This window comes from Maribacter luteocoastalis (assembly GCF_048890225.1).
GTDB classification, from domain to species: domain Bacteria; phylum Bacteroidota; class Bacteroidia; order Flavobacteriales; family Flavobacteriaceae; genus Maribacter; species Maribacter luteocoastalis.
The window spans coordinates 59,780-84,396 of sequence record NZ_JBMFZG010000001.1 but is presented as its reverse complement, the minus strand read 5'-3'; the positions used below and the strand labels follow the sequence as shown (position 1 = coordinate 84,396).

Annotated in this window: 21 protein-coding genes and 2 tRNA genes; 11 read left to right on the top strand and 12 right to left on the bottom strand. The window is 36.6% G+C overall.

Annotated elements, in window-relative coordinates; genetic code table 11:
- The first annotated feature begins 40 nt into the window (after positions 1–40).
- Complete coding sequence (locus ACOCEA_RS00370; RefSeq protein ID WP_420754211.1) at positions 41–1,057, top strand: DUF6588 family protein; 1,017 nt, start codon at positions 41–43, stop codon at positions 1,055–1,057.
- A 141-nt stretch (positions 1,058–1,198) separates the two neighbouring features.
- On the opposite strand, the gene ACOCEA_RS00365 is transcribed toward ACOCEA_RS00370, so the two are convergent.
- Entirely contained in the window at positions 1,199–1,573 is a 375-nt protein-coding gene (locus tag ACOCEA_RS00365; RefSeq protein WP_420754210.1) for a hypothetical protein, read from the bottom strand.
- Between the two features lie 288 nt (positions 1,574–1,861).
- On the opposite strand from ACOCEA_RS00365, the gene mdh reads away from it, so the two are divergent.
- The 3 genes from mdh to secDF all read left to right on the top strand — a co-directional run bounded on the left by mdh (position 1,862) and on the right by secDF (position 6,617).
- The gene (gene mdh, locus ACOCEA_RS00360) at positions 1,862–2,788 is read left to right on the top strand and encodes a malate dehydrogenase (RefSeq protein ID WP_420754209.1); all 927 of its coding nucleotides are present in this window, start codon (positions 1,862–1,864) and stop codon (positions 2,786–2,788) included.
- Positions 2,789–2,924: 136 nt separating this feature from the next.
- On the top strand, positions 2,925–3,542 hold the full coding sequence (locus ACOCEA_RS00355; RefSeq protein WP_420754208.1) for a hypothetical protein: 618 nt from the start codon (positions 2,925–2,927) through the stop codon (positions 3,540–3,542).
- 111 nt (positions 3,543–3,653) lie between these two features.
- Entirely contained in the window at positions 3,654–6,617 is a 2,964-nt protein-coding gene (gene secDF, locus ACOCEA_RS00350; RefSeq protein WP_420754207.1) for a protein translocase subunit SecDF, read from the top strand.
- A 56-nt stretch (positions 6,618–6,673) separates the two neighbouring features.
- On the opposite strand, the gene ACOCEA_RS00345 is transcribed toward secDF, so the two are convergent.
- From ACOCEA_RS00345 to exaC, 7 genes are all read right to left on the bottom strand, one after another.
- Positions 6,674–7,915 carry an ATP-binding cassette domain-containing protein gene (locus ACOCEA_RS00345; RefSeq protein WP_420754206.1) on the bottom strand — a complete coding sequence of 414 codons (1,242 nt, stop codon included), beginning with the start codon at positions 7,913–7,915 and terminating at the stop codon, positions 6,674–6,676.
- The gene (locus tag ACOCEA_RS00340; RefSeq protein WP_420754205.1) at positions 7,912–8,433 is read right to left on the bottom strand and encodes a GNAT family N-acetyltransferase; all 522 of its coding nucleotides are present in this window, start codon (positions 8,431–8,433) and stop codon (positions 7,912–7,914) included. Before ACOCEA_RS00340 ends, ACOCEA_RS00345 begins: the two co-directional genes overlap by 4 nt.
- Before the next feature lie 3 nt (positions 8,434–8,436).
- The gene (locus ACOCEA_RS00335; RefSeq protein ID WP_420754204.1) at positions 8,437–8,925 is read right to left on the bottom strand and encodes a DUF192 domain-containing protein; all 489 of its coding nucleotides are present in this window, start codon (positions 8,923–8,925) and stop codon (positions 8,437–8,439) included.
- Between the two features lie 14 nt (positions 8,926–8,939).
- Positions 8,940–9,902, bottom strand: a complete 963-nt coding sequence (gene lgt / locus ACOCEA_RS00330; protein WP_420754203.1) for a prolipoprotein diacylglyceryl transferase — start codon at positions 9,900–9,902, stop codon at positions 8,940–8,942.
- Between the two features lie 75 nt (positions 9,903–9,977).
- Complete coding sequence (gene yidD / locus ACOCEA_RS00325; RefSeq protein WP_420755022.1) at positions 9,978–10,199, bottom strand: membrane protein insertion efficiency factor YidD; 222 nt, start codon at positions 10,197–10,199, stop codon at positions 9,978–9,980.
- Positions 10,200–10,416: 217 nt separating this feature from the next.
- On the bottom strand, positions 10,417–10,791 hold the full coding sequence (locus ACOCEA_RS00320) for a DUF779 domain-containing protein (RefSeq protein WP_420754202.1): 375 nt from the start codon (positions 10,789–10,791) through the stop codon (positions 10,417–10,419).
- 10 nt (positions 10,792–10,801) lie between these two features.
- Positions 10,802–12,325, bottom strand: coding sequence for an acetaldehyde dehydrogenase ExaC (exaC, locus tag ACOCEA_RS00315; RefSeq protein ID WP_420754201.1), 1,524 nt, complete (start codon positions 12,323–12,325; stop codon positions 10,802–10,804).
- 203 nt (positions 12,326–12,528) lie between these two features.
- Here exaC and ACOCEA_RS00310 point away from each other — a divergent pair, with 203 nt between their 5' ends.
- The gene (locus tag ACOCEA_RS00310; protein WP_420754200.1) at positions 12,529–13,452 is read left to right on the top strand and encodes an AraC family transcriptional regulator; all 924 of its coding nucleotides are present in this window, start codon (positions 12,529–12,531) and stop codon (positions 13,450–13,452) included.
- A 2-nt stretch (positions 13,453–13,454) separates the two neighbouring features.
- Here the strand turns inward: ACOCEA_RS00310 and cysS are convergent, their stop codons facing one another.
- Both cysS and folE read right to left on the bottom strand, forming a co-directional pair.
- Positions 13,455–14,933, bottom strand: coding sequence for a cysteine--tRNA ligase (cysS, locus tag ACOCEA_RS00305; protein ID WP_420754199.1), 1,479 nt, complete (start codon positions 14,931–14,933; stop codon positions 13,455–13,457).
- Positions 14,934–14,947: 14 nt separating this feature from the next.
- The gene (gene folE / locus ACOCEA_RS00300) at positions 14,948–15,628 is read right to left on the bottom strand and encodes a GTP cyclohydrolase I FolE (protein ID WP_420754198.1); all 681 of its coding nucleotides are present in this window, start codon (positions 15,626–15,628) and stop codon (positions 14,948–14,950) included.
- Between the two features lie 135 nt (positions 15,629–15,763).
- Between folE and ACOCEA_RS00295 the strand changes: the two genes are divergently transcribed.
- Positions 15,764–17,563, top strand: coding sequence for a T9SS type B sorting domain-containing protein (locus ACOCEA_RS00295; protein ID WP_420754197.1), 1,800 nt, complete (start codon positions 15,764–15,766; stop codon positions 17,561–17,563).
- Between the two features lie 128 nt (positions 17,564–17,691).
- Positions 17,692–19,149: a T9SS type B sorting domain-containing protein gene (locus ACOCEA_RS00290; protein WP_420754196.1), complete on the top strand. Its 1,458-nt coding sequence runs from the start codon at positions 17,692–17,694 to the stop codon at positions 19,147–19,149.
- 46 nt (positions 19,150–19,195) lie between these two features.
- On the opposite strand, the gene ACOCEA_RS00285 is transcribed toward ACOCEA_RS00290, so the two are convergent.
- Together ACOCEA_RS00285 and ACOCEA_RS00280 are read right to left on the bottom strand one after the other, a co-directional pair.
- Positions 19,196–20,701: an OmpP1/FadL family transporter gene (locus ACOCEA_RS00285; protein ID WP_420754195.1), complete on the bottom strand. Its 1,506-nt coding sequence runs from the start codon at positions 20,699–20,701 to the stop codon at positions 19,196–19,198.
- Positions 20,702–20,734: 33 nt separating this feature from the next.
- Complete coding sequence (locus ACOCEA_RS00280; protein ID WP_420754194.1) at positions 20,735–22,030, bottom strand: hypothetical protein; 1,296 nt, start codon at positions 22,028–22,030, stop codon at positions 20,735–20,737.
- 97 nt (positions 22,031–22,127) lie between these two features.
- Here ACOCEA_RS00280 and proS point away from each other — a divergent pair, with 97 nt between their 5' ends.
- The 4 genes from proS to rpsT all read left to right on the top strand — a co-directional run bounded on the left by proS (position 22,128) and on the right by rpsT (position 24,162).
- Positions 22,128–23,603 (top strand): proline--tRNA ligase, encoded by a 1,476-nt coding sequence (proS, locus tag ACOCEA_RS00275; protein ID WP_420754193.1) that lies wholly within the window; start codon positions 22,128–22,130, stop codon positions 23,601–23,603.
- A 78-nt stretch (positions 23,604–23,681) separates the two neighbouring features.
- A tRNA-Glu gene (locus tag ACOCEA_RS00270) sits at positions 23,682–23,753 on the top strand.
- A 37-nt stretch (positions 23,754–23,790) separates the two neighbouring features.
- Positions 23,791–23,862, top strand: a tRNA-Glu gene (locus tag ACOCEA_RS00265).
- 48 nt (positions 23,863–23,910) lie between these two features.
- The gene (rpsT, locus tag ACOCEA_RS00260) at positions 23,911–24,162 is read left to right on the top strand and encodes a 30S ribosomal protein S20 (protein ID WP_420754192.1); all 252 of its coding nucleotides are present in this window, start codon (positions 23,911–23,913) and stop codon (positions 24,160–24,162) included.
- Positions 24,163–24,617: the final 455 nt, after the last annotated feature.

Here is a 24,617-nt window from a genome sequence, read left to right as displayed (position 1 = left end):
AATAGCGCAGGTTTTTTAGTTTTAGGAAAAATTTCAAAAAATGAAGAATTTACTTACAGGGATATTTTTATGTAGTATTTCCATAGGAATGGCCCAAACTGATTTTAATGATGTTTTTGCGGCGGGCGTAGAAGACGCAGAGCAATTCACCAATGATTATTTAGCCCCACTTTCTGAGAGTGCTATTTATAATTTTTCTACAGGATGGTACAATACGGCAGATGCTAAACCTTTAGGTGGTTTCGAAATATCTGTTGTGGGGAATATTACCGGTTTTAAAAATAAATCAGACAAAAAAGTTTTTGTACTAGACCCTAATGATTATCAGAATTTAGATTTTGTAGAAAACCCAGGAGTGGCTAGGGAAGTATCATCGGCGTTGGGTGATTTAAAAGGTATAAATGTCTTTGTAGAAGGACAAGTGGCAGGATTTAACGTTCGTACAGATTTCGAGTTGCCTACTGGTATTTCAGATGAAGGAATAGATTTTATACCCTCTGGGTATTTACAGGCAAGCGTTGGATTGATAAAAGGAACTGAAATAAAAGCCAGATTTTTACCAAAATTGGAATATGAAGGAGCGTCTGTGGGTTTGATTGGTTTTGGTATTCAACATGATTTTACCAAATTATTACCTGCTGATAAAATCTTGCCTGTAGCCATATCTGCTGTAATTGGATATACAAGTGTTAATGGAGATTATGATTTTACTGATGTAAGTACGATCGAGGGTGAAGATCAGCGTATGGAAGCAAGTATTAATACATGGACGTTCAATGCTGTAATTTCTACAAAATTGCCCATCATCAACTTTTATGGTGGGTTAGGGTATGTAACTGGTAAATCCGTTACAGATGTTTTAGGAACGTATAGGGTTACCAGTGGTCCTTTTTCGTCAGAAACATATACAGATCCTTTTTCTATAACTAAAAAGGCAAATGGGGTAACAGGAAATATAGGTGCTAAGTTAAAGCTTGGTTTCTTCAGATTAAACGCTGATTATACTTTGGGAACGTTTAATACAGTGACCTTTGGTATAAATTTCGGATTTAGATAATAGTTGTTTTTTATTAGACATAAAAATGCCCAGCTTTATAGCTGGGCATTTTTAGTTTCTATAAACAGTGTATTATACAAAAATGAAGGGCCCGTCCAGATTACTCCAGATAGGCCCTTACCCATGGCCCTGTAAAAATTGTTATTCCCTTATAGCAAGATAGTTGCCGTCTGCTTGTTCAAGAACAATGCCTTCCTTGGTTTCTACAATTCTCAATACTTGACTTGGTTTGTTTTCTAAACCACTGTACTCAATTGTATAAACACCATCCTGCGCGGACCATTTAAAATCTGTTTTTAGAGTAATTTTGTTATCGTTAATTTCATGATATCTGCCTAAATAAACGTCGTTAAAAATCCATTCTTTGCGTAAGTTGGATTTAGAGGTATTATCTGTAGTAAACGAATCTGCTTTAAACCATATACCAATGATAGGGTCATTGTTCTGTTCTATTCGGGAACAGTTAGCCGAAAAAATAATGGCACAGATAGCCATTAGGGAGAGGAACTTTTTCATTGTAAAGTAGGTTTTACTGGATTTGGGATCCAAAAACATACAACGCAAGGGTATAACTTCTTATTATTAAAATTCGATGTATGGTTAATAATTCTCTATTTCTTCGTTGAATGGTATATTTTTTTAACTTCTTTCTATAAATAACAATGCATTTTATATCAAAAATTGGATGTTATATTCATGCTTTCTTTCCCAATATTTTATCAATAAATACCTATTTTTGGAAACATTTTCTTTTTTACAAAATGAAATTATATTTAAACATTAATTCATAAAAATAAATAATAGATGAAAGTTACAGTAGTTGGTGCAGGAGCAGTGGGAGCAAGTTGTGCAGAATATATTGCCATAAAGGAATTTGCCTCAGAAGTGGTTATTTTGGATATTAAGGAAGGATATGCAGAAGGTAAGGCGATGGATTTGATGCAAACTGCATCGCTTAATGGTTTTGATACTAAAATAACAGGAAGTACCAACGATTATTCAAAAACCGCCAATAGTGACATTGCAGTTATTACTTCAGGCATTCCAAGGAAGCCAGGAATGACAAGGGAAGAGCTTATCGGCATTAACGCGGGTATCGTAAAAAATGTATCTAGCAGCTTAATTGAGTATTCTCCAAATGTGATTATTATTGTGGTCAGCAACCCTATGGACACCATGACCTATTTGGTTCATAAGACCACAAGTTTACCAAAAAACAGAATTATTGGTATGGGTGGTGCCTTGGATAGTGCACGTTTTAAGTATAGGTTAGCTGAAGCAATGGAGGCTCCAATTTCCGATATTGATGGTATGGTAATTGGTGGTCACAGTGATACTGGAATGGTTCCCTTAACCTCCCATGCAACAAGAAATAGTATCAAAGTATCTGAATTTTTGTCTGAGGAAAGATTACAACAAGTAGCGGAAGATACAAAAGTGGGTGGTGCTACATTAACCAAATTGCTTGGCACAAGTGCATGGTATGCACCCGGGGCAGCGGTGTCTGCCTTAGTTCAGGCAATTGCTTGTGACCAAAAGAAAATGTTCCCTTGTTCTACTTTATTAGAGGGTGAATATGGTTTGAACGATATTTGTATAGGTGTGCCGGTAATCTTGGGTAAAAATGGAATTGAGAAAATTGTTGATATTCCTTTAAGTGATGCCGAAAAGAATAAGATGCAAGAAAGTGCCGAAGGAGTTTCAAAAACCAACGGACTTTTAGAGCTATAATTTAGATACAGCTATGTATAATGGAAAACCTTTACAGTTCAACTGTAAAGGTTTTCTTTTTATAAGGTGATAGGCATCAGCTATATATTGTGGAAAATAAACTACCTAGTATAATCTTTCTTTTTATATTTGCCGCATGAATGCAAAATGGTGCATAAGTACCTTACTTATTATTCTATCCCTATTAGGGCTTAGTCAAGAGCAAACAAAAGCGTCTAATCAGCAAATTTTATTAAAATTTACTGAGGTAGAATTAGCTTCTGAAACGGCTCATGATGAAGTTTTGACAGCAATTACCAAAAAATTACAAATTTTAGGTATTGATGCTATTGAAATTGTAGAAAATGATGCTAAACAAGTAAGCATTCGCTATTATAGTGATGTCGATGCACTGAGCGTTAAGGAGTTTCTAACTCAAGATAACCAACATTCTTTAGCTTATGAAGGCGAAGTTCCTTTCGAACTTCCAAAAGAACCGCTTCCTGAAAAATACAATTTAGTAGTATCAGACCTGCAACAGAAAGCTAATAACGGGTTGAGTTTAAATGGAAATCTGGTTTTAGTACAAAAACAGGATTTTAATACATTTTTCAATCCCCTAATTCACCGTTTTAGTAATGCAATAGTTCTTGAACAAGCTGCTATTGTAAATGTTTCCTTCAGGATAAATAAAAACATTGCGATTGCAATAGATAATACTTCACAGAATATTCCAGAAGTAAGGGCAGGGCCCTATTCACATCGGAATAGCTAATTTTCAATGAAATTTTTTTGATGGAATGTAATTACTTTGCGTAAAGGTAATTTGTCCTAATTTTTTGAATCACACATTATCTTAATCAACATAAATTAAATAATCACTAAAATGCAGAACAAAGGACTTATAAAGCTTTTTGCTTTATTATTTGGGTTAGTTAGTATCTACCAGCTATCCTATACTTTCATTACAAGTAAAGTAGAAAAAGAAGCGGCAACATTCGCCGCTAGCCGTATTTCTGAGGCAGAAGACGATTATGTTTCCAAAAGAGAACTCTTAGAGGCGAGTTACTTGGATTCTATTGGTGGTAATACCGTTTTAGGGTATACCAATTATGATGAAGCCAAAAAGAAAGAGCTTAATAAAGGGCTTGACCTAAAAGGGGGTATCAACGTAACACTTCAGATATCTGTAAAGGATATTCTTAAAGGTCTAGCGAACAATACTAAAAATCCTGTTTTCAATAAAGCATTGGCTGATGCTGATGTTGCGTCTAAAAATAGTGACGATACTTATATTGATTTGTTCTTTGAGGCATTTGACAATATCAAAGGCGAGACAAAACTGGCTTCTCCTGATATATTTGCCAATAAGGGCTTAAGTGATGAAGTAAACTTTCAAATGACAGACGATGAGGTAAAACCTATCATTAGAAGAAAGATAGATGAGTCTATCGTTTCTGCATTCGAAGTACTCCGTGAGCGTATTGATGGTTTTGGGGTTACACAGCCCAATATACAACGAGAAGGTAATTCTGGACGTATTTTGGTTGAATTGCCAGGAGCAAGGGATATTGCCCGTGCGCAAGATTTACTGTCAAGTACCGCACAATTAGAATTTTGGGAAACCTACAAGCAAAGCAATACAAGCTTTAGTACTTTCCTAATTCAAGCAAATGAAAAATTAAAGGAAATTGTTAAGGTTGAAAAACCAGAACAAGTTAAAGAGGAAACTGAATTGGATTCCCTTTTATCTGATGTTTCTGCGGATTCTTTGGATTTGGCTACTCAGGTAAATCCATTGTATGAGCTATTGATTCCTGCAAATCCGGGAACCAACGCAATGTTTCGTGCTGCTATAAAGGATACGGCCACCATTGGTTCTTATTTAAGAATGCCAGAAATTAGAAGGTTGTTGCCAGCGGATATTCAATTTACCAAATTCGTTTGGGAGAGACCGTCTTCAGAAGAGATAGAGGTTATTGATTTATATGCATTGAAATCTAACCGTGAGGGTACTCCAAGAATTAGTGGGGATGTAGTGAGTGATGCTAGAGCGGATTTTGACCAATTTAGTAAGCCAGCAGTATCCATGACCATGAATACAAAAGGAGCTAAGGAATGGGAGAAATTAACAGGTGATGCCTATGCCAATCAAACGGGTATTGCTATTGTTCTTGATAACAGAGTGTATACGGCTCCTGGTGTTTCATCCGGTCCAATATCTGGTGGTAGGTCAGAAATCACCGGGAATTTTACAGTAAACGAAACAAAGGATATTTCTAATGTATTAAGAGCTGGTAAATTACCTGCTTCTGCTGAGATCATTCAATCGGAAATTGTAGGTCCGTCTTTAGGGCAGGAAGCAATTGATAGTGGTTTTATGTCCTTTATCATTGCTATGGCAATTGTTTTATTGTGGATGATTGTTTACTATGGTAAAGCAGGAGCTTTTGCAGATATCGCTTTATTGTTGAATATCTTATTGATATTTGGTGTTCTTACAAGTTTAAACGCTGTATTGACCTTACCTGGTATTGCAGGTATCGTTTTGACCATAGGTATGTCTGTTGATGCGAACGTCCTTATTTTTGAGAGAATCAAGGAAGAATTGGCCAAGGGTAAGGGTAAAAGTCAAGCTGTGGCAGATGGTTTTGGTAATGCACTTTCTTCCATCTTAGATGCGAATATTACGACAGGTTTAACAGCAATTATTCTTTTTGTATTTGGTTCTGGACCAATTAAGGGATTTGCCACCACATTATTGATAGGTATTCTTACATCTTTGTTCACAGCTATTTTCATTACTAGATTGTTGGTTGATTGGTACATTGGTGGAAAGGGAAGGTCTTTGGATTTCTCTACAAGTGTTACCAAAGGGCTATTCAAGAATATGAATATCGATTTCTTGATAAAAAGAAAGATAGCTTATGTGATATCTGGTATTTTGGTCGCTATTGGTTTGTTCTCATTGTTTTTTGGACCAGGTTTACAACAAGGTGTGGATTTCGTTGGAGGACGTTCTTATACCGTTCGTTTTGAACAACAAGTGAACCCATCGGAGATTGCTTCAGAATTAAATACCGTTTTTGGTAGTGGAACTAATGTGAAAACATATGGTGATGCCAACCAAATTAAGATTACGACACCATACAAGGTAGATGTTGAGGGTGTAGAGGTTGACAATGAAATTCAAGATAAATTATATACTAGTTTGCAAAAGTACTTGCCAGATGGTATCTCAAAAGATGCGTTTGTGGTGGGTAGCGATGATAAGGCTTTAGGTATAATGCAATCTGTTAAGGTTGGACCAACTATTGCAGATGATATTAAGAACAATGCATTTTTAGCAATTTTAGGTTCTTTAGCCGTGGTGTTCCTGTACATACTTATAAGATTTAGAAGATGGCAGTTTTCATTAGGTGCAGTGGTAGCGGTTTTTCATGATGTGTTAATTGTGTTGGGTGTATTCTCAATTCTTGGTAAAATCATGCCATTTAACATGGAAATTGACCAAGCGTTCATAGCGGCCATACTTACTGTAATTGGTTACTCGTTGAATGATACCGTGGTTGTGTTTGACCGTATTCGTGAGATTATTGCCGAGCGCGGTTGGAAAGGCGGGGAGAATATTAATTCTGCTATAAACAGTACATTGGGTAGAACCTTGAATACCTCGTTGACTACCTTGGTAGTGCTATTGGCTATCTTTGTTTTTGGTGGTGAATCCTTAAGAGGATTTATGTTCGCAATGATAATAGGTGTAATTATTGGTACCTATTCTTCAGTATTTATTGCAACACCAATTATGTATGATGCATTGAGTAAAAAGATTACAAAAGGTTCCAATTAAGGAACAATTAATAAACTAAAAAGGGGCCACAGATAAAACTGTGGCCCCTTTTTAGTTTAAAGATTTTGGATAGACCCATAGGAGCCTTGTTGGGTGGTTTTTAGCTCGAATATTTTCTTGGGTTCCAGTCCTGGTTCTTTTCTATGTGAAACAAAAATTATAGTGGTCTGTGTTTCTTTGGCAATTTTGTTTGTAAGTGCAACTAAAATTCGAGCAGATATATCATCCATGCCTGTAGTAGGTTCATCTAAAATAAGTAGTGGCGGATGCTTTACCATGGCCCTAACAGTCATTATTAATCGCTTTTGGCCAAGGGAAATTTCCCTAAATAACGCGTTTCTTTTATCCCATAAGCCCACTAACATCAGCCATTCCTTTATGATTTTTAATTGTGCCTCGGTGGGTTTAATATAAAGACCAATGGAATCTGTAAGTCCGGAAATAAGCATATTTTCTACAGAGTGTCTTCCCGTAAATTTGTCGGTCATAGCAGGGGTAAAATAACCCAATTTTTTTTTAATATCCCAAACGCTCTCACCAGTTCCTTTTTTTTGTCCAAACAAAAATAAATCTTGTCCGTAACCCTTAGGATTGTCCCCGGTAATCATAGAAAGTAAGGTTGTTTTTCCAGAGCCATTTTTTCCAATAAGTTGCCAAAATTCCCTTTTTTTTACCGTCCAATCAATATGGTTTACAATTTTCTTATTTCCATAGGCAACAGAAACATCTTTAAATTTAACCAAGATGTCATCCTTAATTTCAATGGTTTCCAAAGCTTTAGGAATTGGGCCGCTAAGGATGATTTTTGAATTTTCATCTTTATTGCCTTCAGTATTTTTCGAATCTATTTGATTGGTAAAAACGTGTTGTTTTAATGTTCCAAAATTCGTAATAAAGGGAAGTAGATCATCTTTTCTACTTACCAATTGAACGAAACAAATTTGATTCGAATATTTTAGGAACATGACTTTTAATTCTTGTTGAAAGTCAATATCTAAATTGTCAAATGGATTATCTAATATGATGTAATCTGGATTACTCTTTATAATGTAATAGAGTAAAGCCTTCTTCTGTTCCCCGCTGGATAAGCTTTTTAGTGGTTGATTAGAATTTACCAGAAATTTATGTTCATGTCGTTCTTCTTCATCAATAAATTTATAAAGACTAATCGGAGAAAATAATGCCCCTTTTTTTGTGTTTAATTGTTCAAAATGAGGATTTACACCTTTTAAAATAGAGTCTATAAAATCCTTTTTATGGGAATTGTTGTCAGTGAAAATTGCCCAATGTGTAATCATGCTAAATCTATTCTAAAAATATGTACCGTATTGTTTTTGTATGAAGTGGTTTTTTCAATCTTCATTCCATTCTTTTCTGCTACTCGCTGTGAGGGAGAATTATCAATTTGAATAATCGAGATAAGATGTGAGGCCCATTTATTTTGTTTGGTAACTTCTTTATATTTCATCGCCGCTTCTGTAGCAAAGCCAAGTCCCCAATATTTTGGTAATATAGAATACCCTATTTCTAATTCCTTGGAGCCATCGACTTCTTGGACTAAAAGTCCACATAATCCTACCAAAACATTATGTTCTTTAAGGATTAGGGCATTCATGCCGCCAGTTTTGTTTTTATGGCGAAGAAAAATGTTTGTGAACTGTTCTTCGCATGCTGCTTCTGGATTAGGTTGAGTACCATCCCAATATTGGGTGCTTTTAGGTTCCTGATGAAAAGGTAGCCAGGAATCGTAATCTGAAGGAAGTACTTTTCTAAATAATAATCTGGCTGTTTCTTCTCCTTCCAGCAAATAGTCCATATATCAATTTCTGACGAATTCAACGGTATCACCAACTTCCAATGACCAATTATCTGAAAGTCCAGCGTTAATTTCAAGAACATATTTAACGGGTACCAAAGAAGATAATCCACGTTCATTTAAAGGTTGTGCGTTTTTCTGGAAACTGGCAATTTTTAGATGCTCATCTATGAAAATAATATCGAGGGGAAACTCAGTGTTCTTCATATAAAATGAATGCATGCTTACCTTTGGAAAAATAAAAAGCATTCCTTGTTTGGTTTCCATTCCTTTGCGATACATAAGTCCCGTTTGGGTTTCATAATCGGTTTCAGCAATTTCAATATCCAGGTTAGCTCGTAAAGAATCTGTTTCTTTTTTAAATATCTGTAGCGTACCTTCTTTGGTAAAACTTACAGGCTCTGTTTTAATTACCTTTTTAGTTTCTTGCTTACAGCTGGCAACCACAAATACGCAGAAAAGAGATGCGTAAAACAATTTTAGATATTTCATGGAATTTTCTTATGTTACGCCTTTTTAACAGGTTTAAACATTAAATAAAGACCAATTAGAATAAACGGGATACTTAGCCATTGTCCTGTTGAAAGGAGCCCTAGGGACTCCTCAAAACCACCTTGGCTTTTCTTTACAAATTCTACAAAAAATCTTATGGTCCATAGTAATACTAAAAACAATCCTAACAAGTAACCAGATTTGTTCTTTTTGTCGGTTTTCCAATATAGAAAATACAATAGGATAAACACGAAAATATAGCACACCCCTTCATATAATTGCGCTGGATGACGATAAGGAATCTCAGCTAGGTATTGGGAGAACTCTGGATTATTCTCTATGGCATCGTAGGCTGCATTCAAGGTCTTTTCCTTGGTGATACCTAATGCTTTAGATGGATGTAAATCATCTGAATCGCGAATAAATCGAGTGGCAAAAATAAAAGACTCATCCACTACCTTACCATTGATTTCTGAATTGAAGAAATTGCCCAAGCGGACACAAAATGCACCAATTGAAAATGGAACTACCATACGGTCTAAAATCCATAATAAACTAAACTCAGGGTATTTGCGGGTGTATAAATACATTCCTACAATGACACCTATAGTAGCGCCGTGACTAGCGAGGCCAGTAAAACCAGTAAATTCATAACCATCAATAAGACCAAAAAGTAAACTACCGGTATCACTTTCCCTAATTGGTAAAAGTATTTCAGCCAAATGATTCTTGTAATAGGGCCAATCATAGAAAAATACATGACCTAATCTGGCGCCTAACATTGTACCCAATACCGTATGAATAAATAGGGAATCTAATTGTTCTATAGACTTTTTCTCATGGGTAAATATTTTTTTCATGAGATACCATCCTAACGCAAATGCTATAATCCATAGAAGATTGTAGTATTTTATTTGAACAAAACCAATGTTGAATAATGTCTCGTTGGGATTCCAGGTAATTCCTAAGAAGTGCATATTTTTTATTTTGAAGAGCTAAGATAAGTAAATAGCAAAGATTTTTTAATCGAAACTGATTACTGATTTTTAAATTTAAGGAACAGGGTCATATCCTTTGCCGCCCCAAGGATTACAGCTGAATATTCGTTTTAAGGCCAGCCAGCCGCCTTTAAACAAGCCATATTTTTTAAGTGCCTCCAAAGTGTATTGCGAACATGTTGGTGAATACCTACATGTGGCTGGTGTATATGGTGAAATTACCGTTTGGTAGAAACGCACGAGGAAGATAAATGGTGCTATTAGAATTTTTTTAATACTGATTTTCAAAATACTTTTTTACACATACTAAGTTACTATATTTAGTAGAATTGAAGTCAAAGAAAGGAGGCTGTCTTAAAAACCTAAAATTAGCACTATTGTCATATCGAGCGCAGTCGAGATTTATTAAAAATCAAAGGCTTATAGTTCTCGACTGCGCTCGAACAGACAACAAAATAGGATTTTTAGACAGCCTCAATTGTTTATTTCTTTTTTATTCCCCAACCCTAACAGGTTCTAATTGTTCTGCTTCAGTTGGTGTAAAAAGTCTAGACTTAATAATAAAACGAAGACCAAGGGGTATTTCCAAGGAAAAGCTAGCGCCCCTGCCAGGGGTTACATCAATGGTTAATTGGGTGTGTTTCCAGTATTCAAACTGATCTTTAGAAATATGAAAGTCACACCCCTCAATGCTGCCTAGCCAAATATCATTGTCGTCTAATAGTAGCTCACCCTTTGGAAAACACATTGGTGCGGAGCCATCACAGCAACCGCCACTTTGATGAAACATTAACTTTCCGTGAGTTTCTTTCAATTTTCTAATAACAATGGCTGCGTCATCACTTACCAACACCCTTTTCGTTTTCATAAATTTATTTTTAAAAGAAGCCCATGGCATTCTTATCGTAAGAAATAAGCATGTTTTTGGTTTGGCGGTAATGTGATAACATCATCTTATGGTTTTCCCTTCCAATTCCTGATTTTTTATAACCGCCAAATGGGGCATGTGCAGGATAAAGGTGATAACAGTTTACCCAAACCCGACCAGCTTTTATGGCCCTGGAAATCTTATAGGCTTGATGTGTGTCCCTTGTCCAAACTCCCGCACCTAGCCCATATAAGGTATCATTTGCGATTTCTATTGCTTCGGCCTCATCTTTAAAAGTGGTGACACATACCACAGGCCCAAAAATTTCCTCTTGGAAAACACGCATTTTATTATTCCCCTTTAATACAGTTGGTTGAATGTAGTAACCACCTTCCAGACCTTCATTATAAGCTTGTCCGCCACCGGCAAGTACCTCACAACCTTCTTCTTTTCCAATTTCTATATAGCTAAGTATTTTTTCAAATTGGTCATTAGAGGCTTGGGCGCCCATCATAGTGTTTGGGTCTAAGGGGTGTCCCATTCTTATAGCCTTTGTTCTTTCTAAAACCCTTTCCATGAATTTCTCAAAAATGCTTTCCTGAACTAACATACGGGAAGGGCAGGTACACACTTCACCCTGGTTAAGGGCAAACATATTTGCGCCTTCTATGCATTTGTCAAAAAATTCATCATCGGCCTCCATAATACTTTCAAAGAAAATATTTGGAGACTTACCTCCCAGTTCCAAGGTTACGGGAGTTATATTTTTGGAAGCATATTGCATTATTAATTGACCCGTAGTGGTTTCACCGGTAAAAGCAATTTTATTTATTCTTGGGTTGGAAGCAAGAGGTTTTCCAGCTTCTACCCCAAACCCATTAACAATGTTCAATACTCCAGCAGGAAGTATATCCTCAATTATTTCCATAAGAATTAAGATTCCTACAGGTGTCTGTTCAGCCGGTTTTAACACCACACAGTTTCCTGCGGCCAATGCAGGTGCTAATTTCCAAACAGCCATGAGGATAGGAAAATTCCAAGGAATTATTTGTCCAACTACACCAAGTGGTTCAGTTACGTTTAGGGCAACTGTATTATTGTCCAATTCGCTTACCGAACCTTCTTCTGCCCTTATAACCCCAGCGAAATAACGGAAGTGGTCAATGGCCAAGGGTAAATCGGCTGCTCTCGTCTCTCTGATAGCCTTACCATTATCCCATGTTTCTGCTCTAGCCAATACTTCGAGATTTTGCTCCATTCTGTCCGCTATTTTTAACAGCACATTACTACGCTCGGTAGCCGAGGAACTGTTCCAGGAAGGTGCTGCTTCCCATGCAGCATCTATCGCTTTTTCAATATCTTCTGACGTTGATCTTGGTATTTTTGTAAAAGATTTTCCATCTACAGGAGAGCTATTCTCAAAATATTCGCCTTTTACAGGACTTGTCCATTTACCACCAATAAAGTTTTCATATTGGTTCTTAAATTTAGGTTTTTGTAGCACATCTTGCACCACAGTCGCGGTATTGCCCATATTGTTTCCTTTTAAGGGTTTATATTAGTTTATTGTGAATTTTTTTCACTCTTCTAAAAGTAACATACCTGATTATCAATAAACTGACCTATACTATTAATAACATGAACAATCCTATCATTATTTGTGAATATGATTTTTATTCGACTAATATTTTGTAAATTTCTTAATCATACAGATAGATTAATGATACATCATAGAATATGATACAGTTGTCCAATGATTTTTTAAAAGGGAGAAAGTTAGAGACCATGGTTGAGAACCAAACGTCCTATACCTTAAAGAATGCTGCTATGCATGTTTTTGAGACACACCAACAAGCGGAGAAGGTTTTACTGAAATTTGAACAACCAGTATTGGCCAGTATGATACAAGGCAAGAAAATTATGCATTTACGAGATTATGAATCCTTTAATTTTTTACCGGGAGAATCTTTGGTTTTACCGGCTAATGAAACCATGTGTATAGATTTTCCTGAGGCAAAAACCAAAAATCCTACCCGTTGTTTGGCCATGGCCATATCAGAGGAAAAAATCAAAAATGTATTACAGTTCATGAATGAAAGTATGCCTAAGGATGATAAAAGGCAATGGGGGTTAATGGATTATAATTTCCATTTTGTAAACGACCAGGGTATTTTTCAAATATTACAGCGATTACTGTTTTTATTTTCTGAAGATCATCCGTCTAAGGACTTTTTTGTTGATAATATGTTACGCGAGCTAATTATTAGAATATTACAAACCAATGAGCGCAAAATTTATACGAATTCTACAATTGCCATAAGTAGTGATAACCGCTTGTCCCATGTTGTACGCTATATTCGAGAGCATTTATATGAGTCCTTGGATGTGGAATCTCTAAGTAGAAAAGCTTGTATGAGCCCTTCCCATTTTCATAGAGTCTTTAAAACGGAATTAGGTATTTCCCCAATTGAGTTCATTAATAACGAACGTATAAAACTCGCGGTAGGTTTATTGCGAAATCCAGAAACAACCATTAAGGATATTTACATGCAATGTGGTTTTGAAAGTAGATCCTACTTTAATAGGGTATTTAAAACAAGACATCATCTGTCGCCAGGTGAATATCAGTCAAAAATACAAAAGCTGAAATTCACAGATTAGTGTTATAAACTGTAGGTTGTACCTTCTTTTCCGTCTTTAAGTTGAATTCCCAAAGCTGCCAATTGGTCTCGTATTTTATCAGATGTAGAAAAATCCTTGTTCTCTCTAGCTTCCTTTCTAAGATTGATCAATAACTCTACAACACCGCCTAACTTCTCCGTATCGGCATCGGAACTACTTTTGTTTTCCAAACCTAAAACGTCAAAAACAAAACTAGCTATGGTTTCTATTAGAAGAGCTTTGTCAACTTCCGTAATACTTTCGGTTCCTTCTTTAATAAGGTTGATATGTTTTACGGCATCGAATAATTTAGCAATGAGAATTGGACTATTGAAGTCATCGTTCATGGCATCATAACACGATTGCCTCCAACCAACTACATCAAAATCTGTAGCAGAACCTGTGTGTAAGGATTTTAAAGTGTTGATTGCTTCCATTAGTTTGTTGAAACCTTTTTCGGAAGCTAGTAATGCATCATTACTAATATCTAGAATGCTTGTGTAATGGGCCTGCATCATAAAAAAACGGACCAAAGAAGGGGAGAACGGTTTACTTAAAACAGCATTGTCACCAGAAAAAATCTCTCCGGGAAGAATACTGTTCCCTGTTGATTTGGCCATTTTTTTCCCGTTAAGTGTTAACATGTTGGCATGTAGCCAATATCTAACAGGAGTTTTTCCGTTACACGCTTCGGCTTGGGCAATTTCACATTCATGGTGTGGAAATTTCAGGTCCATGCCACCACCGTGAATATCAAAAGTCTCACCTAAATATTTGGTACTCATGGCTGTACACTCTAAATGCCACCCTGGAAAACCATCTCCCCAAGGAGAAGGCCAACGCATTATGTGTTGCGGTTCGGCTTTTTTCCAAAGTGCAAAATCTTGCGGGCTTTTCTTTTCATCTTGGGCGGTAAGTTCGCGTGTGTTTGCAATCATATCCTCTAACTTACGGCCACTTAATTTTCCATAGTCATTGGATTCATTGAATTTTACAACATCAAAATAGACTGAACCATTAATTTCATATGCATATCCTTTCTCTAGAATTTCCTTGATAATCTCAATCTGTTCTATGATATGACCAGTTGCGGTAGGTTCTATGCTAGGTGGCAGAAAATTAAATTTCTCCAAAATATTATGAAAGTCAACCGTGTAGCGTTGAACAACCTCCATAGGTTCCAACTGTTCTAAACGGGCTTTTTTTGCAATTTTATCTTCACCATCCTCGGCGTCATCTACCAAATGGCCAGCATCGGTAATGTTTCTAACATAGCGAACTTTATATCCTAAATGGCGAAAGTACCTAAATATCATGTCAAAGGACATGAACGTGCGGCAATTGCCCAAGTGTACATTACTGTACACTGTTGGCCCACAGACATACATACCTATGTGGCCCTCATTTAACGGAGTGAAAACTTCTTTTTTGCCGGTAAGGGAATTGTGTACTTTTAGGGTTTGTTGTTCGTGCAATTGCATTATAAAGGAGATAATTAGAAATTAGTATCCATGTTAATGTACTCCAAGAATTCTTTTCGTACTGCTTCTTCCTTAAATTTACCACCATATTCTGCAGTAACAGTACTACTTTCAATATCCCTTATTCCTCTAGAGTTCACACAAAGATGTTTGGCATCAATGACACAAGCTACGTCTTTTGTTCCTAATACGTTTTGTAGCTCTCTTACAATTTGTATGTTTAGTCTTTCTTGCACTTGTGGTCTTTTTGCAAAATAATCTACAATACGGTTCATTTTGGACAAACCCACAACAGTTCCATTAGATATGTAGGCTACGTGAGCTCGGCCTACTATGGGTAAAAGGTGGTGTTCGCAAGTTGAGTATAATGTTATGTTTTTTTCAACAAGCATTTCACCATACTTGTACTTGTTGTCAAAAGTAGAGGACTTTGGTTTTCTATCTGGGTGCAGTCCACCAAAAATCTCTTTTACGAACATTTTTGCAACTCTATTCGGTGTGCCTTTTAAGCTATCATCCTCCAAATCTAGACCAAGAGTCAACATTATTTCACGAACGTTGTCTTTTATTCTTTCAATTTTTTCATCATCACCTAAAACAAAAGCATCTTTACGTAATGGGGTTTCTTCAGATGAGGAAATGTGGTCATCTCCCAACTGCTCAAAATGATCTTCCAATGTACCCTCTATTTTCATTTTATATTATCTAAAAGTGGCGTCAAAGATATACAATATGTGGCACTTTATAGCACTTCAGGGGTTTTACACAACATAAATTAGTGTTAAGGCTGGGCTGGTCTTATTTTTAGTTTTACAAATCATAAAATCACTATGACACGATTTAGTGTTGCTTTTGCCATACTTTTTTTAACTGGTTTTTTAAACCTAAAGGCACAGGTATCGCCAGATTGTTCGAATGCTGTCCCTATTTGTTATAATACTCCAATAAATGGGGGGACCAATGGCTATGGTATAGATGATTTTTATGGTTCTTCTGTTACAGGGTGTATTGCACAGGCAACGGCACCTATTGAGTCTAATTCCGCTTGGTATCGTTTTAGGACAGGTGAAAGAGGACAATTGGGAATTAACATTGGTTTTGATATTTCGGAAGATTGGGATTTTGCCTTATACAGGGCAAGTGATTGTAATACCCTTGGAGATCCTATAAGATGCAATTATTTTGATAATTCTGATAACAATACGTATACAGGTTTTGGGGTAGACCCTACAGGTGCAGATAATTTCCAATATGATGATTGGTTGGATGTAGAATCTGGGGAGGATTACTATCTTTTTATAAATAATTTCAGTAATAATAATTCTGGTTTTTCTATCCAGTTTTCCGGAAGTATTTTTATTGAGTTTCCCAATACAGCACTGGATTGTTCAATTATAAATAACCTATTGGGTCCGCCAATAGCTGCCTGCGATGATGATAATGTGGTCTTAGATGCTACTACGTTGGGAGCCATTGATTATGAATGGTTTTTGGATATTGGCAATGGTTACCAACAAATTCCTGCAGAGAACAGTTCCATTTTGACTGTTGCAGTTTCGGCAATGTACAGGGTTTTGGTAATTATGCCTACAGGGGATAATACTATTAGCGAGGTGCAAGTTGCTTTTTCACCAGTACCAACTACAGCGCAAATAAGTGATGAATTGGTCTGTTTGGAGGGTGCACCTATAGATTTTACCACTAAAAGATTGGAAGCACTAGGAGTACAAAGTGCGAATGAGTTTCAAGTAAATTTTTATAGTTCTTTGGATGATGCCATTAATAATATAAATGCATTGCCAGATGTGTTCATACCAACCATGGCTTCCCAAACAATATTTGTCAGGACAACATCGGTACAAAATCAGAAATGTTTTGATGTTTCCAAATCATTTGAGATTAATGGACTGGAGGTTCCTGGACTTAATTTTGCTACTTCAGTTTATATCTGTGAAGATACTCCCATTGCTACTATTGGTGAACGAATTCCAAATCCTAATTATAGTTATTCTTGGGATTCAGGACAAACATCATCACAAATAACGGTAACACAGGAAGGCACCTATACCTTAAACGTCTCAAATACCTTTGGAAGTCAGAATTGCACAACAGAACGTTCTGTTACTGTAGTCTTTTCTGGTCAACCTGTTATAACTGATGTTGAAATATCATATCAGGATAATGCAAATACAGTTGAGGTGATTGTAGAAAGGGTTGGGGAACTTGAATACCAACTGGATGGTAATCCTTCGCAGAAAGAATCAATATTTTATAATCTTTCTCCAGGAGCACATACGGTAACGGTTAGTGATGTAAATGGTTGTGGTTCTATTTCAGAAGATATTGTAATTGTTGGTTTTCCCAAATTTTTTACACCCAATGGAGATGGTGTAAACGACTTTTGGACAGTTGGCGGCATGAGTGTATTACATAATCCAGTAGTTCATATTTATGATAGATTTGGAAAGTTACTATATCAATTGCGTGAAAATGATCCAGGTTGGAACGGAACTATTAATGGAGTGCTACTTCCTGCTGCCGATTATTGGTTTAAACTAACCTATGCAGATAGTGAAGGGGGTACAGTTACCGCAAAATATATCAACAACCACTTCAGTATCAAGCGATAAAATTGATTTTCAGATTAAGTTACAAAGGTATTTCATCGATTACATACATAAAAATTCTATAAAGAATACTAAACTAACACGAACCAAGTTATTATATACGTTAAAGTATGTAAATAGCCCCATATTCTATGCGAACACTTATTTGTGTATTCTATTGTTTGTTTCTTTTTGCTTGGAATAGTAACGCCCAGAACTCACCGGATTGTAGAACCGCTATTCCTGTTTGTGCCGATCAACCAATAATGGGTCTGGCAGATGGGGCGGGGGATATAGATGATTTTGACCCTGAGCTAATTAGGCAAACGGGTTGTTTGGAGAAAGGTAGCGTAAGTTCTGCCAATATAGAAAACAATACTTCTTGGTTTGTATTTAGGGCAGGTACAGGCGGTCAAGTTGGTTTTGACATTGAAGCTTTGCCAACAGGGGGTAATAGTAATCCTACGGCAGAATGGGATTTTGCAGTTTATGGACCTTATGAGGAAACTGGTGGACAAAACTTTTGTACTATTATTGGTGATGGCTTATCTGAACCTATACGATGTAATTACGAGGTAAACAATACGAACTTTACGGGTGTTGGGGTTAATCCAGAAAACGGACAGGAGGGTGCACCATTTTTGATAGGTAGTCAAAATACCTATGATGAATGGTTAGATGTACAGCCAGGTGAGATATATTATATCTTGATAAATAATTTCAATACTAATTTTGATGGTAATCCCGAACCCTATATGTTGACCTTTACTGGAAGTTCTGTGCAGGATAATCAAAATACGGCATTGGACTGTACCTTACGGGATGAATTTTTAGGTTTTGATATTGATGCTTGTGAAAATGATCCTGATATTACCTTGAGTGCTTTAAGTTCACCCGCTGGTAGCGATATTGCTTCTGTAGAATGGACAGTTGATTATGAAAATGACGGTACCGTAGATGCTACTTTGGCCGGTTCTGGACCTTTTGGCGCAGAGTTAGTGGTGTCGAGCCCCAATTCTGGAAGATATTTTGCCACAATAACAACCGTTTCAGGTACCCCACCCACCGTTGCCGATGTTGGTGGAATTTTAATAACATTTTACGGAGTGCCCATTTTGGATAGTGTGGATATTTTAGATACTAATCTTGCAATAGATCCAGATGCCAATAATGTAGAGTTTATAGTGGCAGGAAATAGTGATTATGAGTTTTCTGTTAATGGTGGGGCCTTTCAAGACAATCCCATATTTTTAAATATTCCTCCTGGTCTGAACACGGTAATCATAAATGACAAAAACGGATGTGGAACTACCGAGCCAATTGAATTTTTAGTGGTGGCCTATCCAAAATTTTTCACACCAAACGCTGATGGTATTAATGATTTATGGAATATTAAGGGAATAGAGACCCTATCGAACCCAGTGGTCTTTATTTTTGACCGTTATGGTAAGTTGTTAAAACAATTGAATTCTATAGGAGGTTGGGATGGTACTTTTAATGGAAGACCAATGCCGTCAACGGATTACTGGTTTAGATTTGAATATGAAGAAGATGATGCTGGGCTGCTGGTTGCTAAAACAAGAAAAACACATTTTACATTAAAGAGATAAAAGAAGACCGCTGAATAGCGGTCTTCTTTTTTAAATCTATATTTTTCTAAAAATTCAAAGTATAGGTTAGGGTAGCATTGGTGTTTATTCTATTTACCATAGCAGGTGTTGTAATGCCCGTACTAAATAAACGCTCGTTAACATTTTGCTCTGTGCTATTTATAGCGAAGTCTAATTTGCTTCCGCCAAAATTAAATCCTATACCTGTTGAAATACCATTTAAATCTTCTATAGTATTACCATTGGCATATGGGCTTTGTTCAAAACGATAGCCAGCCCTTAAACTAAACATCTTAATTCTATATTCCCCTCCCAATCTAAAAGAAGACACACCGCTTAGTTCATTGGAAATTAGCGAATTAACATTTTGAAAATTGACATCATTTTTAGGTCTTAATTCAGCATTTGAAAAATCCTGATATCCATAATCAAAACTTATTAATCCGTTTTTGCCAAATATAAGGGCTATGCTTCCAGTTAATTTTGCTGGAGTCTTAATAGTGTAGGTATCAAATAAATTAACAACGTTGAAATTGATGAAATCAATATCTTGATCGGCGAGGTCAGAATTAATACGTTGAGAGAAATCATCGGTTAGCCTATACCAGGTAGGGGATTGGTAACTACCTCCCAATCTTACATTTTCATTAAGTTTGGCAATGGCTCCTAGACTAAAGGAAAACCCGCTTCCTTGTGATCTAAGAAAATTGTCAAACGTGGTTCTTTGTATTTCTGATTCTGTAGCGTAACCCGTTTCTGTAAATTCATCATATTGGTCGTAAAGTACATCATGAAAGTTTAATGACGCTCCCAAGTACAGATTATCCCCGTACTGTGATGCTGCATTTAAGGTAAATTTACTATTGTACCCAACTGTGCTTCTTGAAAATTCTTGATTAACATTGGAGTAGGTAGCGTTACTAAAATAATCGGTATTGTTATCACCGGTACTTTGTGGGTCTAATATGCCGCCATAATAACCTAGGAAAGCCTGTTGTTCCCTAAATCCTTGACTACTTCCAATATCTAAATAGGCATCTTCAATATATTCGCCATCCTGTAAAAGGATTGAGCCAAAAGGAACACCTTGTGAGAAGTTTAAAAAGTAATTATCGATTCCTTGGTTACTGGTACCTGAAGCGTAAAATTCATTATCAAAATTTTCTACTACATCGTAGTTGAACGCCAGGGTAAATTTTTTCCATTCAGAATTACTATCCGTGCTTCTAAAAACAAAGGCACCGCCGATCTGGTTAAAATCAACATCACTGAGTGTTGTATTGTTTAGTGTACCAAAGTAATTTGCATCATTGTCCCGAAAATAATTTGTCCCAGAAATGGTAATAAGGCTGTTATTAAAGACAGCGGAACCGGCTGGGTTCACATTTAAGGAAGAAAGATCGCCTCCAAGTGCGCCAAAAGCGCCTCCCATTGATTGAAAGCGTGCTGTACCCTGAATATTCTCATTGCTATAACGCAATACATCGTTTATGTTTTGTGCACTACCCACTAGACATAGCGATAGCAGTATGAAAGTAAAATATATTTTCATTACAATTTTTTTAGAATTAAAGCGAACTTTGAGTTATTGTCTTCTGCCACTGCTTGATGACGACCTTCCTGAAGAGGACCTAGAACTGCTGCTTCCAGAAGAGGACCTAGAGCTACTGCCAGAACTTCTATAGCTACTACCACTACTACTAGAACTTCTTCCTGAACTTCTATAACTGTTTCCTGAAGATCTAGAACTACTTGAACTTCCAGAGCTGCTGTAACTGCTACTGCTACGACTACTTCTTCCGGTACTATAGCTACTTCCTCTTGAAGTACTAGAGGATCCGCGATATGTAGATGTTCTAGGTGTGGTAGACCTACTGGTACGGTATCCAGAATTACCTGTTCCACTGTTATAACCAGATGTTCTAGGACTGGCGCCTGAGTATGATTGACCACTTCTAGAAGTACTGGAATATCTTGGTGCCGTTCTAGTACTACGACTAGTTCTATATGCCCTATTTTGGTCAACACCGACAGTTCTTCTATTGGTTGCATAACCATTACCAGTTCTTGAATATGCTGAGCTCCTGGCAGTTGAAGCCCTGTTCGTTGTGCTTCTATATCTAGGTGAAGTGCCTCGTGTATTTACATTAGACCTTCCTCTTAAAGCTGTAGCTATACCGCTGTTATTGGAGGATGGACTGTTGTAATAGCCTCTTCTGGAGTTATTGTATGCGTAGTGTCTATTAGAAGGGAATCTGGAATAGCCATATCTTCCGTATCCGTATCTATTGATACCGTAATATCCACCCCAACCATAATATCCGGCATAACCCCAATTGTTCCATCTATTCCATCGCCAAAGGTTGTTCCAGCCCCATCCGTAATCATAATATCCGCCATAACCCCAGTAGTTCCAGCCCCAAACAGGGTTAGCCCAGCCCCAATAGGCATTATTCCATCCCCAGCTGTTGTCATAAATATTTACCACTACATTGGTTGCATTGTCGCCCCAACCACCATAACCTATGTAATCATTCTCATTATTGTAATAATCAGTTAACTGACCTTGGTTTATACTATCATTAACAATAGTACTGGAGTAGGAATCCACATCGGTGAAAATTTCATTTTCAAGTATTTCATCATATTGATTTGCTTTTTGACCAAAGTAATCAGAATACGTATCGGATTCTGAATTTTGTTGGGCATGGTTGGTCCTTTCAGGCCTTCTTTCCGTAACCCGGGTTCCGTTATCAGAATAAATACCATCATTGTCATAATACGATGCTTGCTGATAAGAACCACAAGAAATTGTTAACAATGATAATATGGCCACAAATGCGGCATAATAATATTTTTGGTGGGGTAAAGAATATATCATTGGTCTAAATTTATATTGTTGAACATGCTAAAAATAACTAGTTTTACCGAATTATTTTTTCTTTAATAGACACAAGTTTTGTGCCAAACTATATATAATGGGTAAAAATTTGACCAAGAGAAGTGAGGACTATTCCAAATGGTATAATGAGCTAGTAGTAAAGGCCGATTTGGCTGAAAATTCAGGCGTTAGGGGATGTATGGTTATTAAACCTTATGGGTATGCTATATGGGAAAAAATGCAAGCCGCCTTAGATAAAATGTTTAAGGAAACTGGTCATGAAAATGCCTATTTTCCGCTTTTTATTCCTAAATCTTATTTGAGTAAAGAAGCAAGTCACGTAGAAGGTTTTGCAAAGGAATGTGCGGTAGTAACCCATTATCGACTTAAAAATGCAGAAGATGGAAGCGGTATTATTGTTGATCCTGATGCTAAATTGGAAGAGGAGCTCATTGTAAGGCCAACTTCTGAAACCATTATTTGGGATACATATAGAAAATGGGTACAGTCATATAGGGATTTGCCATTATTGATCAATCAATGGGCTAATGTGGTGCGATGGGAAATGAGAACACGTCTTTTTCTTAGAACAGCTGAGTTTTTATGGCAGGAAGGTCATACTGCACATGCTACGGAAAAAGAAGCCATTGAAGAGGCGGAATTAATGATGAACGTCTATGCAAATTTTGTAGAAGGCCATATGGCAGTGCCAGTAATAAAAGGTGTTAAGACAGCAAGTGAACGTTTCGCCGGAGCATTGGAAACCTATTGTATAGAGGCTTTAATGCAGGATGGTAAAGCGCTTCAGGCTGGTACATCACATTTTCTAGGACAGAATTTTGCGAAGGCTTTTGATGTAAAATTTGCCAATAAAGAAGGTCAAAAAGAGTATGTTTGGGCTACTTCTTGGGGAGTTTCAACAAGGCTAATGGGTGCTTTGGTTATGACGCATAGTGATGATAACGGATTGGTACTTCCGCCAAAATTGGCTCCAATACAAGTGGTTATTGTTCCTATTTACAAAGGTCTAGACCAGTTGGATATTATTTCTGAGCGAGTAGAGCCTTTGGTTAAGGAATTACAATCTATGGGTATTTCCGTGAAATTTGATAATAGGGACACACATAAACCCGGGTTTAAGTTTAATGAATATGAGCTAAAAGGTGTTCCAGTGCGTTTGGCAATTGGTCAACGAGATATGGAGAATGGTACTTTTGAAGTGGCACGTAGAGACACATTGGAAAAGAAAACCGTTGCGCAAGATAAAGTTGTTGCTGAGATAGAGTTCTTGTTAGAGGATATTCAAAAAAACATCTACCAAAAAGCTTTGGATTATAGGGCGGGACATATTACTAAAGTGGAATCTTATGATGAATTCAAAAAGGTACTTGAAGAGAAAGGTGGCTTTATCTCCGCTCATTGGGATGGTACTTCGGAAACAGAAGAGCAAATAAAAGAGGAGACTAAGGCAACTATTAGGTGTATTCCAATTGATGTTGAAAATGAGGATGGTAGGTGTGTAGTTACTGGGAAACCGTCAACAAAAAGAGTACTTTTTGCCAAGGCTTACTAATTTTTTTAAAAAATAATATCTTGTAGTTGCGATAGTGAAAAATAATTGTATTTTTGCATCCGCAATTATGCAAAGCACGGTCCGTTCGTCTAGGGGTTAGGACGCCAGGTTTTCATCCTGGTAACAGGGGTTCGATTCCCCTACGGACTACGAAAGTTTGGGAGTTAGCTTCCAATATTGAAATTATGGCCCGTTCGTCTAGGGGTTAGGACGCCAGGTTTTCATCCTGGTAACAGGGGTTCGATTCCCCTACGGGCTACTTGAATTAAACGGATAAATAAGTCCAAAAGAAATAATAGTTTAGAAGATGGCAAATCATAAGTCGGCATTAAAGAGAATCAGAAGAAATGAAGCTGTTCGTTTACGTAACAGATATCAGCATAAAACTACGCGTAACGCAATTAAAAGATTGCGTACTGAAGAGAATAAAAAGGATGCTGAGGCTCTTTTGCCAAGTGTTGTGAGTATGATAGATCGTTTAGCAAAACGTAATATCATTCATGATAACAAAGCAGCTAATCTTAAAAGTAAATTGGCAAAGCACGTTGCTGCACTTTAAGACAATAATTTTATAAACAAAAAAGCCTTCCAATTTGGAAGGCTTTTTTGTTTCTTAATATCTATAACTACTTCTCGCTTTATAGATGAAAATTAAATAAAAGCTCTTTTCTTACCTTTAAGAAATCCTATTATAATAAAAGAATACATAATGAGTATAAGTATTTTTAAAACACTTCTTAAATCATATTTCTCCCATACATAATAATCCAAATAACCAATTAAAAATAGGAAAGGGAAAATAGTATAAAATATTAAAAGACCTATACTTATCCAGAAGACTAGATTGTTTGGTTGTATTAGTTTTATATTCTTAATACTTATATTATCATGGAAGTAAAGGCCAATACAAAAAATTAGCGCCCATGAACCAAGCGCTACAGAATAAAAAAGATCGGTGCTGAAGGGGTTTTGAAAAAAACAACTAACAACAAATGATACTAATGTTACTGTAGA

Excerpts from the sequence above, each read along its gene's own strand:
- ACOCEA_RS00370 (WP_420754211.1), top strand. The coding sequence starts at position 41 with ATGAAGAATTTACTTACAGGGATATTTTTATGTAGTATTTCCATAGGA.
- ACOCEA_RS00365 (WP_420754210.1), bottom strand. The coding sequence starts at position 1,573 with ATGAAAAAGTTCCTCTCCCTAATGGCTATCTGTGCCATTATTTTTTCG.
- mdh (WP_420754209.1), top strand. The coding sequence starts at position 1,862 with ATGAAAGTTACAGTAGTTGGTGCAGGAGCAGTGGGAGCAAGTTGTGCA.
- ACOCEA_RS00355 (WP_420754208.1), top strand. The coding sequence starts at position 2,925 with ATGAATGCAAAATGGTGCATAAGTACCTTACTTATTATTCTATCCCTA.
- secDF (WP_420754207.1), top strand. The coding sequence starts at position 3,654 with ATGCAGAACAAAGGACTTATAAAGCTTTTTGCTTTATTATTTGGGTTA.
- ACOCEA_RS00345 (WP_420754206.1), bottom strand. The coding sequence starts at position 7,915 with ATGATTACACATTGGGCAATTTTCACTGACAACAATTCCCATAAAAAG.
- ACOCEA_RS00340 (WP_420754205.1), bottom strand. The coding sequence starts at position 8,433 with ATGGACTATTTGCTGGAAGGAGAAGAAACAGCCAGATTATTATTTAGA.
- ACOCEA_RS00335 (WP_420754204.1), bottom strand. The coding sequence starts at position 8,925 with ATGAAATATCTAAAATTGTTTTACGCATCTCTTTTCTGCGTATTTGTG.
- lgt (WP_420754203.1), bottom strand. The coding sequence starts at position 9,902 with ATGCACTTCTTAGGAATTACCTGGAATCCCAACGAGACATTATTCAAC.
- ACOCEA_RS00320 (WP_420754202.1), bottom strand. The coding sequence starts at position 10,791 with ATGAAAACGAAAAGGGTGTTGGTAAGTGATGACGCAGCCATTGTTATT.
- exaC (WP_420754201.1), bottom strand. The coding sequence starts at position 12,325 with ATGGGCAATACCGCGACTGTGGTGCAAGATGTGCTACAAAAACCTAAA.
- ACOCEA_RS00310 (WP_420754200.1), top strand. The coding sequence starts at position 12,529 with ATGATACAGTTGTCCAATGATTTTTTAAAAGGGAGAAAGTTAGAGACC.
- cysS (WP_420754199.1), bottom strand. The coding sequence starts at position 14,933 with ATGCAATTGCACGAACAACAAACCCTAAAAGTACACAATTCCCTTACC.
- folE (WP_420754198.1), bottom strand. The coding sequence starts at position 15,628 with ATGAAAATAGAGGGTACATTGGAAGATCATTTTGAGCAGTTGGGAGAT.
- ACOCEA_RS00295 (WP_420754197.1), top strand. The coding sequence starts at position 15,764 with ATGACACGATTTAGTGTTGCTTTTGCCATACTTTTTTTAACTGGTTTT.
- ACOCEA_RS00290 (WP_420754196.1), top strand. The coding sequence starts at position 17,692 with ATGCGAACACTTATTTGTGTATTCTATTGTTTGTTTCTTTTTGCTTGG.
- ACOCEA_RS00285 (WP_420754195.1), bottom strand. The coding sequence starts at position 20,701 with ATGAAAATATATTTTACTTTCATACTGCTATCGCTATGTCTAGTGGGT.
- ACOCEA_RS00280 (WP_420754194.1), bottom strand. The coding sequence starts at position 22,030 with ATGATATATTCTTTACCCCACCAAAAATATTATTATGCCGCATTTGTG.
- proS (WP_420754193.1), top strand. The coding sequence starts at position 22,128 with ATGGGTAAAAATTTGACCAAGAGAAGTGAGGACTATTCCAAATGGTAT.
- rpsT (WP_420754192.1), top strand. The coding sequence starts at position 23,911 with ATGGCAAATCATAAGTCGGCATTAAAGAGAATCAGAAGAAATGAAGCT.